The sequence below is a fragment of the Streptomyces sp. NPDC053560 genome (assembly GCF_044544605.1).
Classification (GTDB): Bacteria; Actinomycetota; Actinomycetes; order Streptomycetales; family Streptomycetaceae; genus Streptomyces.
On record NZ_JBITXI010000001.1, the window covers coordinates 549,347 to 565,675 of the forward strand.

Below are 16,329 nucleotides of genomic sequence, written 5' to 3' on the forward strand. Positions count from 1 at the left end.
GTGCAGCTCTGCGAAGAGTTCTCGGGCCCGGACTCCTCCGGGCGGGGTCAGCCGAGGCCGAGTTCCCGGTCGATGAAATCGAAGACGTCGTCGGCGGTGGCGTCGGCGATCCCGGCGGGGACGGCAGCCGTGCCTTCCGTCTCCCCGGCTGCCTCGCCGGCCCTGGCGAGCAGGGTTCGCAGCCGGTCGACGAGCCGTCCGCGCCGGATCTCCTCGGGTGGCAGCGCGGTGACGAACGCTTCGATGCGGTCGAGTTCGGCGAGTACGGACAGCCCGTCCGCCGGACCGTCCTGACACAGTTCCGTACGCAGGAAGTCCGCCAGCGCGGCCGGGGACGCGTGGTCGAAGACCATCGTGGACGGGAGCCTGCGGCCGACCGCGGCGCTGAGCCGCTGGGTGACGTCCACAGCGGCGACCGAATCGAAGCCGAGGTCTTCGAAGGGCCTGGCCGGGTCGAGCTGTTCGGGACTGTCGTAACCCAGCAGTTCGGCAACCTGGGTACGGACGAGGTCGAGCAGCGCGCGGCCCTGCTGGGGTGCGGGCAGCGCCGCCAGGCCGGCCACGAAGTCCGGTCCCGTGCCACCGGAACCGTCGGCGCCGGAGCCAGGGCCGGGGTCCAGCGCCGCCCGGGCCGCCGGCAGTTCGTTCAGCAGCGGGCAGGCACGGGCGAAGCCGTACGTGGGCGCGAAGCGCGACCACTCGATGTCGGCGAACACCAGGTGGCTCTCGTCGTGATCGAGCGCCTGGCCCAGCCCTTCCAGGCAGCGGCCGGGATCCATCGGCGGCGCGCCGATCCGGCGCAGTGCCGCGCCGAGTCCGGCGTCCACCATGCCGCTGTCCCAGGAGCCCCAGGCGATGGAGGTCGCGGTGCGGCCGTGCACCCGGCGGCGCTGGGCGAGTGCGTCGAGGTAGGCATTGGCTCCTCCGTACGCGGCCTGCCCCGCGCTGCCCCATACGGCGGCGCCGGAGGAGAACAGGACGAACGCGTCCAGCGGCCGGTCGCCGAGGAGTTCGTCCAGGTGCCGGGCGCCCGCCACCTTGGCGCGCCCGGTTTCCGCGAACTCCTCGACCGACAGCTCGGTCAGCGGTGCGATGCGCTGCATCACACCGGCGGCATGCACCACCGCGGTGAGCGGGTACTCCTCCGGCACCGCCGCCAGCACGTCGCGCAGCGCTTCACGGTCGGCGACGTCGCAGGCCTCGACCGTGACCCGCGCGCCGCGCTCGGTCAGCTCGCGTTCCAGCTCGGCGACGCCTTCGGCGTCCCGGCCACGGCGGCTGGTGAGGAGCAGGTGTCCGGCCCCGCGGTCGGCCAGCATCCGGGCGACATGGGCACCGAGGCCGCCGGTACCGCCGGTGATGAGGACCGTGCCGCCGGGGCGCCACTCCCGCGGCGGCACCGCCGTGCCGAGCGGGGCAGGCGTCATGCGCTGGGTGTGCCGGCCGCCGGACCGCACGGCGATCCTGTCGTGGCCCTCGGTAGACGACGCGGGCGCCACCGGAGCCGCGAGTACGGCGCACACCTGGTCCAGAACCTTCGCGTCCATGGCCTCGGGCAGATCGATCAGACCGCCCCAGGTGTCCGGGTGGTCCAGGGCGAGTCCCGCGCCCATGCCCCAGAGCATGGCCTGCTGGGGACTGCCGGGCTCCTCGTCCGCGGTGACAGCGACGGCACGCGCCGTCACGCCCCACAGTCGCGCCGTGATCTGCGCGTCCGCCAGGGCCTGCACCAGCGTGACGGTGTCGGCGACGCCCCGGGCGAGGTGCGGGTGCCGGGGGTGCGGTGCGTCGTCGAGCGCGAGCAGCGAGAGGACGCCGGCGAGCTGCCGCCCGTGGCCCGCGACACTGCCGACGGCGTCGGCCACCTGCCGTGCGAGAACGGTACGGTCGGCCCCCGTCGCCTCCAGGTGGAGGAGCTGGTCGGCGCGCGCGGCCAGCCCGTCGAGGAGCGCGGCGGCACGCTTGTCGTCCCGGTGTCCGGCCGGCACGACGACCAGCCACGTGCCCGGCAGGGCGGCCTGCGGCGCGTCGTCCGCGACCGGCGTCCAGGTGAGTCGGTACCGGGAGCTGTCGAGCCCGGCCGACAGCTCCCGGGCACCGGCACCGCTCGACATCGCGGAGGGCCGGCCGTCGTCGCCCGCGGCCCGGTCGAACCAGTACCAGCGGCGCTGGAAGGCGTACGTGGGCAGGTCCACCCGCCGGGCACCCCGCCCCGCGTAGTACGCCTGCCAGTCCACCCGCGCACCGGCCACGTGTGCCGCACCGAGCCCCAGGGCGAGTTCGCCCGCCTCGTCATGGCCGCGGCGCAGCAGCGGGACGAAAGCGGCGTCGCTGCCGTCGGCCAGGCAGGACGGGCCGGTGGCAGACAGCGCGGCAGCCGGGCCGACCTCGACGAAGGTCACGACACCGGCCTTCTCCAGCGACCGCACGGCATCCGCGAAACGCACCGCCTCGCGGACATGCCGCACCCAATAACCCGGAGCCGTCAGCTCATCCGTGACCCGGTCACCGGTGAGCGTCGAGACGAGGGGAATCCGCGGCGTGTTGTACGTCAGCCCCTCGGCCACCGCCCGGAACTCATCCAGCATCGGCGCCATCAACGGCGAATGAAACGCATGCGACACCTTCAGCCGCGTCGTCTTACGCCCCTCGCCCTCAAAGTGCCCCTGAACGGCGAGGACAGCGGCCTCCTCACCCGAGACCACGACGGACTCCGGCCCGTTGACGGCGGCAATACCCACCGCACCGGACAACAGGTGCGGCAGCACCTCCTCCTCCGAAGCCTGCACCGCCACCATCGCGCCACCCACAGGCAACGCATCCATCAACTTCCCACGCGCCGACACCAACCTCGCCGCATCGGACAGGGACAACACCCCGGCCACATGCGCCGCCGCGATCTCACCAATGGAATGCCCGGCCACGAAATCCGGGCGTATCCCCCACGACTCCACCAACCGGAACAGCGCGACCTCGAAGGCGAAGAGCGCGGGCTGAGTGAAACGCGTACGGTTCAGCAGCTCCGCATCCTCGCCCCACATCACCTCCCGCAACCCCGGCTCCAGCACCGCCAGCACCGCGTCCAGCGCCTCGGCGAAGACCGGGAACGCCGCATACAGCTCCCGGCCCATCCCCAGCCGCTGCGACCCCTGCCCCGTGAACAACACAGCGGTGGGGCCGTCCGACACCTTGCCGCGTACCGTGCCCGCCGGGGTCTCGCCGTCCGCGAGCCGGGTCAGGCCGCGCAGCAGCTCTTCGTGGGTACGGGCAAGGAGGGCCGCCCGGTGTTCCCATGCGGACCGCGTGGTGGCAAGGGAGTGCCCCAGGTCGAGGAGGGGCGTCCCGGTGCTGTCCAGGTGGTCCCGCAGGCGCTGTGCCTGGCCGTTGAGCGCTTCGGGGCTGCGGGCGGAGAGAAGGAGCGGAACCGGTGCCGCGGGCCCCTCAGTCGCTCTGACCGCTCGCTCCGGCTCGGACGCGAGCGGCGCCTGTTCCAGCACCACGTGTGCGTTGGTGCCGCTGAGACCGAAGGAGGACACGGCCGCCCGCCGGGGGCGCCCCGCCTCCGGCCACGGACGCGCCTCCGTCAGCAACCGGACATCGCCCGACGCCCAATCCACCTGCCCCGACGGCTCATCCACATGCAACGTCTCCGGCAACACACCATGCCGCATCGCCTGAACCATCTTGATGATCCCACCGACACCGGCAGCGGCCTGCGTATGCCCGATGTTCGACTTCAGCGAACCCAACCACAACGGATCACCCTCGGACCGCTCCTGGCCGTACGTCGCCAGCAACGCCTGCGCCTCGATCGGATCACCCAACGTCGTACCCGTACCGTGCGCCTCCACCGCATCCACATCCGACGGGCTCAACTGACTGACTTTCAAGGCTTGTTGGATGACGCGCTGCTGTGACGGGCCGTTCGGCGAGGAGAGGCCGTTGCTCGCGCCGTCCTGGTTCACGGCGGAGCCCCGCACCACCGCGAGGACCGGGTGACCGTTGCGTTGCGCGTCCGACAACCGCTCCACCAGGAGCATGCCTACGCCCTCACCCCAGCCCGTACCGTCCGCGGCAGCCGCGAAGGATTTGCAGCGTCCGTCCGGTGCCAGCCCGCGGTCCTGGCTGAAGCCCACGAAGGAATCGGGTGTGGTCATCACGGTGACACCGCCGGCCAGCGCGAGCGTGCACTCGCCCGAGCGCAGCGACTGGATCGCCAGGTGCAGCGCGACCAGGGAGGACGAACAGGCCGTGTCCACCGTCACCGCGGGGCCCTCCAGCCCGAGGGTGTAGGCGATGCGTCCGGAGACGACGCTGGCCAGGCGGCCGTACCCGTTGGCTGCGTAGTCGTGGTACGCGACGCCGGCGAAGACGCCGGTCCTGGAGCCTTTGAGGGAGGTCGGGGCGAGGCCGCCGCGCTCCAGGGCCTCCCAGGCGGTCTCCAGGAGCAGCCGCTGCTGCGGGTCGGTCTCCCTGGCCTCCCGCGGGCTCATCCTGAAGAAGTCGGCGTCGAACTCCCCCGCGTCGTGCAGGAACCCGCCCTCGCGGCTGTAGGTCTTCCCAGGAGTGGCCGGCTCGGGGGCGTAGAGGTTCTCGATGTCCCAGCCGCGGTTGCCGGGGAAGCCGGTGATGGCGTCACGGCCGGCGGCCACCAGGTCCCACAGCTTCTCCGGGGTGTCCACACCGCCGGGAAAGCGACAGGCCATGGAGACGATCGCGATCGGCTCGTGGTCCTTGGCCTCGGCCTCGCGCAGCCGCCGCCGTGTCTGCTGGAGTTCGGCGGTGGCGCGCTTGAGGTAGTCGCGGAGCTTGTCGTCGTTCCCCATCGCCATCAGCCAATCTCCAGGTTGTCCAGCGCCTGGAACAGTTCGTCGTCGGTCGCGGACCCGTAGTCCTCGGATGTGCCGTCGTCCGCCGGGCCGGCGCCGCGTGCGTCCCGCCATCTGCGCAGGGCCGCCTCCATGCGGGCGGCGATGCGCGCACCGGCCTCGCCGTCCGGCCCGTGCGCGAGGAGCTCGGCGTTCAGGGCCGCCTCCACGCGGTCGAGTTCGGTGAGGGCGCGGCGGGCGGGGTCGTCGCCGTCCGCAACGGTCTCGGCGAGCAGGAGTTCGGTGACGGCCCGGGCTGCCGGATGGTCGAAGACGAGGGTGGCCGGAAGGCTGTGACCGGTGGCCGCCGTCAGTCGTCTGCGCAGTTCGACGGCGGCGACCGAGTCGAAGCCCAGTTCCTGGAAGGCGCGGTCCGGCTCCACGTCGTCGAGGGATTCGATGCCGAGGACTCCGGCGACGTGGCGGCGGACGAATTCCAGGGCCGCGCGTGCCCGTTCGGTCCCGGCGAGTTCGGTGATGGCCTGCCAGCGGGCGGTGTCACCGGTCCCGGGCGGCGTGCCGTCCAGGTCGCCGTCCCGGCCCTGAACGGGCGTGGGTACGGTGCCGGGTTCCGCGGCGAGCCAGTACGGCTTGCGCTGGAAGGCGTACGTCGGGAGGGCGACGCGGTGGGCGTCCCTGCGGGCGTAGAACGCCGGCCAGTCCACTTCGGCGCCACGGGCGTGCAGCTGCGCGAGCGCGGCCACGACGGTGGTCTCCTCGTCGCGGTCCCGCCGCAGCGCCGGGACGAAGGCGGGCTCCCGGCCGTCCTGCCGGGTGGTGACGCTGCCGGGCCCTGTGCCGCAGAGGACCGCGTCCGGACCGAGTTCGAGATAGGTGTCGACGTGCCGCGCGTCCAGGCAGCTGACGGCATCGGCGAAGCGGACCGCCTCCTTGACGTGCCGGACCCAGTAGGCCGGATCCGTCAGCTCGTCGGTGACCGGGGTCCCGGTGAGCGTGGAGACGAACGGGATCTGCGGCGGGGCGTACGACAGTCCGGACGCGATCTCCTCGAACTCGGCGAGCATCGGCTCCATCAGGGGCGAGTGGAAGGCGTGCGAGACCTTCAGCCTGGCCACGCGGCGGCCGGAAGTCGCGAAGTGGTCCTGGAGTGCCTGGACCTGGGCCTCAGCGCCCGAGACCACGACGGAGTCCGGGCCGTTGACCGCGGCGATGGTCACCCCGTCGGTCAGCCGCTGCCGTACTTCTTCTTCCGTGGCCTGTACGGCCGCCATGGCTCCGCCCGCGGGCAGCGCGTCCATCAGTCGGCCGCGTGCGGACACCAGCTTCGCCGCGTCGGCGAGGGACAGGACATCGGCGACCCGGGCGGCGGCGATCTCGCCGATCGAGTGGCCGGCCACGAACGCGGGGCGTACACCCCAGGACTCCACCAGCCGGTAGAGCGCCACCTCGAAGGCGAACAGCGCGGGCTGGGCGTACGCGGTACGGTTCAGCAGGTCCGCGTCCTCGCCCCACACCACCTCCCGCAGCGGGCGGTCGAGGTGCTGGTCGAGTTCCGCGAGCGCGGTGTCGAAGGCGCGCGCGAAGACGGGGAAGGCGCGGTGCAGGTCGCGGCCCATGCCGAGACGCTGTGCGCCTTGTCCGGTGAAGAGGAAGGCGGCCGGGGCGCCGGAGCGGGCCTGTTCACGTACGGCTCCCGGCGGGAGCTCTCCCGCGGCGAGCGTCTCCAGGGCGCGGAGTGCCTGTGCGGTGTCCTGTGCCACGAAGGCGGCGCGCCGCTCCAGGGGTGCCCGGGTGGTGGCGAGCGAGTACGCGAGGTCGACGGGCCGGGCCGACGGGCTCTGCCGCAGCCGCTCGGCGAGCCGGCCGGCCTGTGCCCGCAGGGCGCCCGCGGTACGGGCGGAGAGCACCCACGGCAGCGGGACGGCCGGGTCCACGGGAGCCGGTGCGGCGGGCTCGTCGGTCCCGTCCGTCGGGGCCTGCTCCAGGACGACGTGCGCGTTGGTGCCGCTGATGCCGAAGGACGAGACACCCGCCCGGCGTGGCCGCCCGGCGTCCGGCCAGTCGCGGGCCTCGGACAGCAGCCGGACCGCGCCCGCGTCCCATTCGACCTTGCTGGAGCGCTCCTCCGCGTGCAGGGACTTGGGGAGGACGCCGTGGCGCATGGCTTCGACCATCTTGATGATGCCGGCGACGCCGGCCGCGGCCTGGGCGTGCCCGATGTTGGACTTGACGGACCCCAGCCACAGCGGGCTGCCGTCCTGGCGGTCCTGGCCGTAGGTCGCCAGCAGGGCCTGTGCCTCGATCGGGTCGCCCAGCGTCGTACCGGTGCCGTGCGCCTCGACCACGTCGACCTCCGACGGGCCGATCCGCGATGCGGCCAGGGCCTGCTGGATGACGCGCTGCTGCGACGGGCCGTTCGGCGCGGACAGGCCGTTGCTCGCGCCGTCCTGGTTCACGGCGGAGCCCCGCACCACCGCGAGGACCGGGTGACCGTTGCGGCGTGCGTCCGACAGCCGCTCGACCAGCAGCAGACCGACGCCCTCGGAGAATCCGGTGCCGTCCGCCGACTCGGCGAAGGAGCGGCAGCGGCCGTCGGGCGACAGGCCCTGCTGGAGGCCGAACTCGATCAGCACCTCCGGGGTGGCCATCACGGTGACACCGCCGGCCAGCGCGAGCGTGCACTCGCCCGAGCGCAGCGACTGGATCGCCAGGTGCAGCGCGACCAGGGAGGACGAACAGGCCGTGTCCACCGTCACCGCGGGGCCTTCGAGACCGTAGGTGTAGGAGAGGCGGCCCGAGGCGATGGAGCCGGTCGCGCTGCTGTTGGCGTAGTCGTGATACATGGCGCCGGTGAAGACGCCCGTGGGGCTGCCCTTGAGGGTCCCCGGATCGATGCCCGCGCGTTCCAGCAGCTCCCAGGAGGACTCCAGCAGGAGCCGCTGCTGCGGGTCCATGGCCAGCGCCTCGTTCGGGGCGATGCCGAAGAACTGGGCGTCGAACTCGGCGGCGTCGTAGAGGAATCCGCCGGAGGTCGTGTACGTCCTGCCGGGCGTGCCGGGCTCGGGGTCGTAGATCCGCTCGATGTCCCAGCCCCGGTCGGCGGGGAACTCCGATACGGTCTCGCGCTCCTCCATCAGCAGCCGCCAGAGGTCCTCGGGGCCGTTGATGCCGCCGGGGAAGCGGCAGGCCATGGCGACGATCGCGATCGGCTCGTCGTCGGGCCGCCCGGTGCCGGGCGTGGGCACGGCGGCACCCGCGGCGGCGCCGAGCGCCCGCTCCTTCAGGAGGAGCGCGACCGCTCGGGCCGAGGGGTGATCGAAGATCAGCGTCGCGGGCAGCCGCAGGCCGGTCGCGGCGCTCAGCCGGTTGCGGAGCTCGACCGCGGTCAGCGAGTCGAACCCGAGCTCCTTGAAGGCACGGTCGGGTGCCACGGCGTCCGGCGAGGCATGGCCGAGCACGTCGGCGGTCCGGGTGCGGACCAGGTCCAGCAGGAACCGGTCCTGCTCGGCGTCCGGCAGACGGACGAGCCGGTCCTGAAGGGTGCCGCCGCCCGCGGCGCCGCCGGTACGGGCGGACTGGCGGGCCGGGACACGTACCAGGTCACGGAGGACCGGCTGGGCCTCGCCGGCCAGCGCCTGAGTACGCAGCGCGGGGAGGTTCAGGTGCATGAGGAGTTGCAGGGGCGTGCGGGCGGGGTCGCGCAGTGCCGCGTCGAAGAGCGCCAGCCCCTCCGCGGTCGACATGGCGGGGAAGCCCTGCCGGGCCAGCCGTTCGATGTCCGCCTCGCCGAGCTGCCCGGTCATGCCGGTGCCGGCCGCCCACAGTCCCCAGGCCATGGAGGTCGCGGGCAGTCCGGCGGCCCGGCGGTGGTGGGCCAGGGCGTCGAGGAAGACGTTGGCGGTCGCGTAGTTGGCCTGGCCTCCTGCCCCCAGGGTGCCGGCGGCCGAGGAGTACAGGACGAACAGCGCGAGGTCGCGGTCGGCGGTCAGCTCGTGCAGGTGCCAGGCGGCGTTCGCCTTGGGCGCGAGTGCCGCGTCGATGCGCTCGTCGGTGAGGGACGCGACGATGCCGTCGTCGAGGATGCCCGCGGAGTGCACCACCCCCGTCAGCGGGTGCGCTTCGGGGAGGTCGGCGAGGAGTTGACCGAGTGCGGCGCGGTCGGCGACATCGCAGGCGGCGACGGTCACCTGGGCGCCCTCGGCCCGGAGCTCGGCGACGAGTGCGGGGACGCCGGGAGCCGCCGCGCCCCGGCGGCTGGTGAGCAGGAGGTGACGGACTCCGTGCTCGGCGACCAGGTGCCGCGCGGTGATCGCGCCCAGGCCGCCGGTGCCACCGGTGATCAGGACGGTGCCTTCCGGGTCGAGGACCGGGACGGCGTCGGTACCGGCGGGCTGGGCGGTCGCTTCCGGGGCGTGGCCGAGGCGGGGCAGCAGCGCCCGGCCGCCGCGCAGGACGAGTTCGCTCTCACCGTGGTCGGTCGCGGCGAGCAGGGCCCGCAGTGACTCTTCGGTGTCATCGAGGTCCACGAGGCCGAACCTGCCGGGGTTCTCGGCCTGGGCCGCGCGCACCAGTCCCCAGACGGGAGCGACGGTCAGGTCCGGGCCGGCCGCCGGGTCAGGGCCGGCCGGTGCCGGTACGGCGTTCCGGGTCACGAAGACGAGCCGGGTGCCGGCGAGCCGCTCGTCCACGAGCCAGGTGCGCAGCAGTTCCAGGGCCCGGTGTGCCACGGCCCGTACGCCGGCCGGCACGTCGCCGGGCGCCACGTCGCCGGGCGGCACGTCGCCGGGCGGCGTGTCGGCGGCGAGGGGTACCAGGACGACCTGCGGCGCCTCACCGGCCAGCAGCTCTTCGAGGTCCGCCGCGTGCGGCAGTTCCAGGCCGGTCGGCGCGCGCCCCAGCACGACGCGGCCGGCCGTCTCCTGAGGGGACTCCGGGAGCTGGGTGGCCACCCACCGCAGGTGGTACGGGCGCTCGTCCCTGCCCCCGCCGGCCGCTTCGAGCTGCTGTGCCGAGACGGCCCTGGCGACGAGCGCGCCCACGCTCAGCACAGGAGCGCCGGTCTCGTCGGCCGCGTGGACGGCAGTGCCGCCCTGGTCCGCGGGGGCGAGGCGGACCCGCAGCGCGGTGGCGCCGCTCGCGTGCAGCACGACGTCGTTCCACACGAACGGCAGTACCGTGTCGTCGCTCTCGTCCCCGTCGGCGACCAGGTCGGGGTGGAGCGCGGCGTCCAGCAGCGCGGGGTGCAGGCCGAAGCGGGCGGCGTCGGCATGCGCCCGGGCGTCGAGGGAGATCTCGGCGAACAGCTCGTCGCCGCGCCGCCAGGCCGCCGTGAGGCCCTGGAAGACCGGCCCGTACGCATAGCCACGGGCCAGCAGCCGCTGGTACGCGCCGTCCAGGCCGATCGGCTCGGCACCGGGCGGCGGCCACTGGGCGAGGTCGAAGGCGGGGGCCGGGGCACCGGTGGTGAGGGTGCCGGTGGCGTGGCACGTCCAGGGGGCGCCTTCGGCAGGGCCACGGGAGTGCACGGCGACCGGCCGGGCGCCCCGGGCGTCGGCCCCGCCGACCCGTACCTGGAGGTCGACGGCGCCGGTCTCCGGCAGGACCAGGGGGGCCTGGAGGGTGAGTTCCTCCAGGACGTCGCAGCCGGCCTCGTCGCCGGCGCGGACGGCCAGTTCGACGAAGGCGGTACCGGGCAGCAGCACCGTGCCGAGCGCTTCGTGGTCGGCGAGCCAGGGATGGGTCTGCCGCGAGATACGGCTGGTGAAGAGGTGGCCGCCGAGTTCGGCGGGCTCGACGGTGGCGCCCAGCAGGGGGTGGTCGAGCGCGGCCTGGCCCACGCGCTGGATCTCGGTGCCGGGCATGGGCACGTCGAGCCAGTAACGGGTGCGGCGGAAGGCGTAGGTCGGCAGGTCGACGGTGTGGCCGGAGGCGAAGAACGGTGACCAGTCGACGGGCACCCCCCGGACGTACGCCTCGGCGAGCGATGCGGTGAAGTCGGCGAGGCCGCCCTGGTCGCGGCGGAGCGATCCGATGAGGGCGGCGGCGCTGCCGGTGGCCTCGATGGTCTCGCCCACGCCGATCTTGAGGATGGGATGCGGGCTGGACTCGACGAAGAGGGCGTGGCCGTCGGCGAGGAGGGCCCTGGTGGCGTCCTCGAAGCGTACGGTCTGCCGCAGGTTGCTGTACCAGTACTCGGCGTCGAGCGCGGCGGTGTCGAGGGCCGCGCCGGTGACGGTCGAGTAGAAGGCGACGGAGGCGGTACGCGGCGTCACCGGTGCGAGCAGGGTGAGGAGTTCGTCGCGGACGGCTTCGACGTAGTGCGAGTGGGAGGCGTAGTCGACCGGGATCTTCTTGGCACGAACGCCGTCGGCGGTGAGCCGCTCGTGGACCTCGTCCAGGGCGGCGGTCTCGCCGCACACGACGGCGGTGCCGGGTCCGTTGACGGCCGCCAGCTGTATCCGGCCTTCCCAGGGCCGCAGCCGCTCGGCGAGCTCCCGGGCCGGGAGCGGTACGGACATCATGCCGCCCTTGCCGGCCAGGCTCCGGCCGATCAACTGGCTGCGCAGGGCGACGACGCGGGCGCCGTCCTCCAGGGACAGCGCGCCGGCCACGGTCGCCGCGGCGATCTCGCCCTGCGAGTGGCCGACGACGGCGGACGGCTCCACGCCGTACGACCGCCACAGGGCTGCCAGGGAGACCATGACCGCCCAGAGCACGGGCTGCACCACGTCGACCGGGTCCAGCGTGGGGGCGTCGGGCTCCTGACGGAGGACGGCCAGCAGGTCCCAGTCGACGAAGGCGGCCAGCGCGTCGCGGCACCGCGTCATCTGCTCCGCGAACTCCGGTGCCGCGTCGAGGAGATCGACCGCCATTCCGGCCCACTGCGAGCCCTGGCCGGGGAAGACGAAGGCGAGCCGGGGGCTGCCCGCGGCACCGGTGATCACCGCGGCCTCGTCGCCCGCGGTGCCGTCCTCGGCCAGCGCGTCGAGCCCGGCGAGCAGCCCGTCACGGCCTCCGGCGACGACGACCGCGCGGTGGGTGAGCGCGGCGCGCGTGGTGGCCAGCGAGCGGGCGACGTCCACGGGCCGGTATGCGGGGCGCTCGGCCACGTACCGACGCAAGCGGGCGGCCTGGGCCCGCAGCGCTTCCGGACTCTTTCCGGAAATGGTCCACGGAATGACGGAAAGCAATTCCGCACCGCTCACCGAAGGCACCCCCATAAACGGCATGATTGACAGAATGATTGGCGGGCAGCCAAGAATTCAGGATCTATGGACAACGATCCTGGTAGCGGCGGGTCGCCCCGCCAACCCCTTACTTGATTGCCCGGCCCCTATTCAGTCCGCGACGAGGGAAATGGCGGCGACCGGGCAGACCTCGGCCACCGGGCCCACTTCCCCGGCCGGCTCGGCGGCGAGCAGCACGACCCGGCCGTCCCGCTCGCTCTGGTCGAAGAGGTCGGGCCGCGCGTGGACGCACGCGCCCGATCCGACGCAGCGTTCTCGGTCGACGTCGATACGCATCGGGTCCTCCGGACCGGTCAGGCGGCGTCGGCGGGCGCGGGCTTGAGCAGGTCGCCGAACTCCGGGTACTGGGCGATGGCCTGCTCGCGCGTGAGCGGCGCGCGGCGCGGCCCGCGGGCGACGGTCAGCAGCGCCGACAGGGTCATCATGCTGCTGGGCGGCGCTTGCAGGGCCGCCACGTTGAACGACGCGTTGGACAGCGCGGCGTTCTCCGTCGTCATACGGGCGAACCGTGCGGTGAACCGGCGCATCAGTTCCGGGGCGCGCTTGATGGTCAGCTCGGCCCCGGGGAACCACTGATCGGCGCCGACGGCCATCTGCCAGGGCCCTTCGGCGGCCTTGGCGATCGCCTGCTGCGCGGCGCGGCCGAGGCCCGGTGCGATGCCGTGACGGCCGGCTTCGGTACGCAGGGCCAGCGCGCCGAGTGCGGCGATCGACATGCCGGTGGCGTAGTTCGGGTTGAGGGTGGTGGCGGCGTCGCCGATGACGACGAGGCCATCGGGCAGCGGCAGCTTCTCGTACCGGCGGCGCCAGTTGGGCATGCCGCGGTAGGCACGGATGGGGCCGGCGGGGGTGGCCGCGGCCATCAGGTCGGCGATGACGGGATCGCGCAGTTCCCTGGCGAACGCCTCGAAGCCGGCCTCGTCGGTGGGCGGCCGGCCGCCGCGGGTACCGATCAGGGCGACGATCCAGCGGTTGCCCTCGTTGGGCAGCAGCGCGGCGCCGCGGCCGGGGCTTCCGGTGCCGGACCGCGCCTGGATGAGTACTCCGGGGAACTCCTCGGGCGTGCCCTCGGGCGCCTCGTAGAGCCGGCTGGCATAGGCGAAGCCGGCGTCGACCCGCTCCTCCTGGACGTCGGGCAGCCCGAGCCCGGTGAGCCACTCCGGGGTCCGGGAACGGCGGCCGGTGGCGTCGACGACGAGGTCGGCTTCGATGGTCTCGGCCTCGGCGCCCGCCCGCTCGATACGCACCCCGGTGATGCGCCGGCGGTCGCCGGCCGGCCCGGTGGCCTTGGCCGACTCGATCACGGTGATCTTCTTGTCGGCCAGTACCCGTGTCCGGACGACGTGGTCGGTGAGCTCCCGGCTGCAGGCGATGACGTACGCGTCGCCGCGGTGCCGCCGGTACCAGCCCTCGGCGGAGAGCGTCAGCAGGTCACCGGGCATACCGCGACGCCGGGCACCGGCCGCGAACAGCGCGTCAGTGGTGCCCGGGAGCAGGTCGTCGAGCGCCTGCGCGCCGCCGCTCATGAGCATGTGGTTGTGATGGCCCTGCGGCAGACCCTTGCGCGGGGCCGGGCCGTCGGGGAACCGGTCGCTCTCGATGACGGTGACGCGGTCGGCGCTGCGGGCGAGCGCCGCCGCCGCGAGCATGCCGGCCATCCCGCCGCCGAGCACCACTGCACTGGTCATGGTCTGGAGTCCTCCTGGAATGAAGTGCGTGCGGTGCGGCGGCCTGCGTCCGTGCGGATCACTGCGCGACACCGGAGACGGCGAGGAACTGCCTCATGCGGTCCGCGGCGAGCGCGGGATCCGGGAAGAGGCCCAGCTCGTCGGCGAGCCGGTAGGCCGTGGCGAGGTGCGGCACGGACCGGGCGCCGTGCTCGGCCCACACCATCCGGAAGTGCTCGGCGTGGCCCGCCAGCCAGGCCAGGAAGACCAGGCCGGTCTTGAAGAACAGCGTGCTGCGTCCCGGGCCTTCGAAGACGTGCCGGGCCAGCGCGAGGGTGGGGTCGAGGCGGTCGCGGAAGCCCTGCTCGTCGCCCGTGTCGAGGGTACGGAACGCCTCGGCGGCGACCGGCGCGATGAGGTCGAAGACGGGCGAAAGGGCGTCGCTGTGGCCCTGCGCGTCGCCCGCGATCAGGTCGGTGTAGGTGTCGTAGTCGCCGGTGTAGAAGCGGATGCCGTCGGGCAGCCGGCGCCGCAGCGCGGTCTCCGCCTCCGCGGACAGCGGAGCGACCTTGACGCCGTCGATGCGGTCCCGGTGGGTGGCGATCAGGTCGAGGAACGCCCGGGTGGACTCCTCGGCGCCGGCGTGCCCCCAGTACCCGGCGTGTCCCGGCACCCACTCGGGCAGCAGCCAGTGGAGCACGGCCGGGCGGCTGGTCTGCGCGAGGAGCGTGGCGTAGACGCCCGCGTACTCCTCGGGGGTGCGGGCGGCCTGCGCGAGGGCGGTGCTGGCCTGAATGATCGCGGTGGCGCCGGCTTCCTCGACGACCTCCAGCTGCTCCAGGTACGCCTTCTTGACGTCGTCGATGCTGTGCTGTGCGAACGGGTCGAGCTGATCGGTCCATACGCCGGCGGCGAGCCGGCCGCCGACCGCGCGAGCCTCGGCACCGGAGCGGCGGATCAGTTCCGCGGCGGTGGGCCAGTCGAGACCGGCGCCGCGGTGTGCGGTGTCCAGGGCCTCGGCAACGGTGAAGCCGTGGGCCCACAGGTGCCGGCGGAAGGCGAGGGTGGCGTCCCAGTCGAGCGACTGGGGCGGGGGCGGGCCGAGCGGCGGGCCGAACGGCTCGTTCGGAGCCAGCGGGTCGCCGACGACGTGCGCCGCGGCGAGTACGGAGCGGCCGGCGAAGGGAGTGCTGTCGGGCGTGAAGGAGCGCGGCGCGCCGGCCGGCCGGTAGGCCGTCAGGCTGCCGTCGGGCTCGGGGAGGTTGATCACGGGGCCTCTTCTCGGTGGGCCTGGTTCACCAGGTGACGGGCAGGGAGTGCATGCCGTGAATGAGGGTGTGGCTCTTGAACTGGAGCTCGTCCTCGGGGACGGCGAGCCGCAGGCCCGGTATGCGGGCGAAGAGGGTGTTGAAGACGATCTCCAGTTCGACCCGCACCAGGGAAGCGCCGGGGCACTGGTGGTTGCCGTGACCGAATGCCGAGTGCAGCTTGATCTCGCGGTGGATGTCGAACCCGTCGGGGTTCTCGAAGACGGTTTCGTCGCGGTTGGCCGAGCCGTTGAGCGCGATGATGCCCTCGCCCGCGCGGATCAGCTGCCCGCCGATCTCGATGTCCTCCAGCGCGACCCGGCCGGTGGCGGAGTCGGCGATGCTCAGATAGCGCAGCAGTTCCTCGACCGCCCCGTCGGTGAGGCCGGGGTCGGCCTTGATCTCGGCCAGCTGCTCGGGGTGGTTGAGCAGCGTCGCGGTGCCCAGGGCGATCATGTTGGTGACGGTGTCGAAGCCGCCGAAGAGCAGCATGCGGGCGAGCGCCACGATGTCGCCGTGCTCCAGCGTGCGCTCCTCCTTGTTGCGCTCGATGATCCGGCCGAGCAGATCGTCGCTGCTGTCCGCGGTCTTGGCGGCGACCAGCTTGTCGAGGTAGGCGTCCATCTCGGCGGTGGCGGCGCCCACTTCCTCGGGCGTGACATCGCTCTTGACGGTCTTCTCGGCGAACGCGCGGAAGGTGCTGATGTCGGCGAGCGGGACGCCCATCAGCTCGCAGAACAGCAGCGACGGCACGGGGATGGCGAGCGCCTCGACGAGGTCGACGGGGCCGCCCTTGGCGAGCATGGCGTCGATGTGCTCGTCGACGATCTCCTGGATGCGCGGGCGCAGGGCCTGCATCCGCTTGACGGTCAGCTCGGGGATGATGGCGCGCCGGCGTACCGTGTGGTCCGGCGGGTCCATCGCCACCAGCGGGAGTTCCATGGTCTGCAGGACCTCGTCCGGCACGGGGAACTGCAGCGGATAGCCGGGGAGCTTGACGCTGGAGCTCATCTCGGCGGCTGTCAGGACCCGGCGAACGTCCTCCTGCCGGGTCACGACCCACACCTCGCGGCCCGAGAGCGCCAGCCTGACCTTGGTCACCGGGTTTCCGGCGCGCATTTCCGCGTACGCGGGCGGCGGGCTGTAGGGGCACTTCCGTTCCATGGGAAAGGACGGAAGAGGGGTGGCGGATTCCACGCTGGTGGTGTCAGTCATGGAATCAGGCTAGGCGTCGAATAGACCTTCCCTACCCCCTAATTGACCCCTAAAGAAGGGGCGG

The 16,329-nt window shown here is 73.1% G+C and carries 5 protein-coding genes and 2 pseudogenes; all 7 read right to left on the reverse strand.

Going from position 1 to position 16,329, the window contains the following annotated elements; all coding sequences use genetic code 11:
• Nucleotides 1–47: 47 nt before the first annotated feature.
• Complete coding sequence (locus tag ACIGQF_RS02335) at nucleotides 48–1,625, reverse strand: SDR family NAD(P)-dependent oxidoreductase (RefSeq protein WP_399704769.1); 1,578 nt, start codon at nucleotides 1,623–1,625, stop codon at nucleotides 48–50.
• A 59-nt stretch (nucleotides 1,626–1,684) separates the two neighbouring features.
• Nucleotides 1,685–9,190, reverse strand: a pseudogene (locus ACIGQF_RS02340) (beta-ketoacyl synthase N-terminal-like domain-containing protein); the annotation flags it as partial.
• Between the two features lie 72 nt (nucleotides 9,191–9,262).
• Nucleotides 9,263–12,058 (reverse strand): annotated as a pseudogene (locus ACIGQF_RS02345) (acyltransferase domain-containing protein); the annotation flags it as partial.
• 108 nt (nucleotides 12,059–12,166) lie between these two features.
• The gene (locus tag ACIGQF_RS02350; protein WP_399704344.1) at nucleotides 12,167–12,352 is read right to left on the reverse strand and encodes a ferredoxin; all 186 of its coding nucleotides are present in this window, start codon (nucleotides 12,350–12,352) and stop codon (nucleotides 12,167–12,169) included.
• 17 nt (nucleotides 12,353–12,369) lie between these two features.
• Nucleotides 12,370–13,764, reverse strand: a complete 1,395-nt coding sequence (locus tag ACIGQF_RS02355) for an NAD(P)/FAD-dependent oxidoreductase (RefSeq protein WP_399704347.1) — start codon at nucleotides 13,762–13,764, stop codon at nucleotides 12,370–12,372.
• A gap of 58 nt (nucleotides 13,765–13,822) precedes the next feature.
• Nucleotides 13,823–15,013, reverse strand: a complete 1,191-nt coding sequence (locus tag ACIGQF_RS02360; RefSeq protein ID WP_399704350.1) for a DUF993 family protein — start codon at nucleotides 15,011–15,013, stop codon at nucleotides 13,823–13,825.
• 25 nt (nucleotides 15,014–15,038) lie between these two features.
• Nucleotides 15,039–16,265 (reverse strand): cytochrome P450, encoded by a 1,227-nt coding sequence (locus ACIGQF_RS02365; RefSeq protein ID WP_399704351.1) that lies wholly within the window; start codon nucleotides 16,263–16,265, stop codon nucleotides 15,039–15,041.
• Nucleotides 16,266–16,329: the final 64 nt, after the last annotated feature.

Coding starts and splice junctions, on each gene's coding strand:
- ACIGQF_RS02335 (WP_399704769.1), bottom strand. CDS start 1,625: ATGCTCTGGGGCATGGGCGCGGGACTCGCCCTGGACCACCCGGACACC.
- ACIGQF_RS02350 (WP_399704344.1), bottom strand. CDS start 12,352: ATGCGTATCGACGTCGACCGAGAACGCTGCGTCGGATCGGGCGCGTGC.
- ACIGQF_RS02355 (WP_399704347.1), bottom strand. CDS start 13,764: ATGACCAGTGCAGTGGTGCTCGGCGGCGGGATGGCCGGCATGCTCGCG.
- ACIGQF_RS02365 (WP_399704351.1), bottom strand. CDS start 16,265: ATGACTGACACCACCAGCGTGGAATCCGCCACCCCTCTTCCGTCCTTT.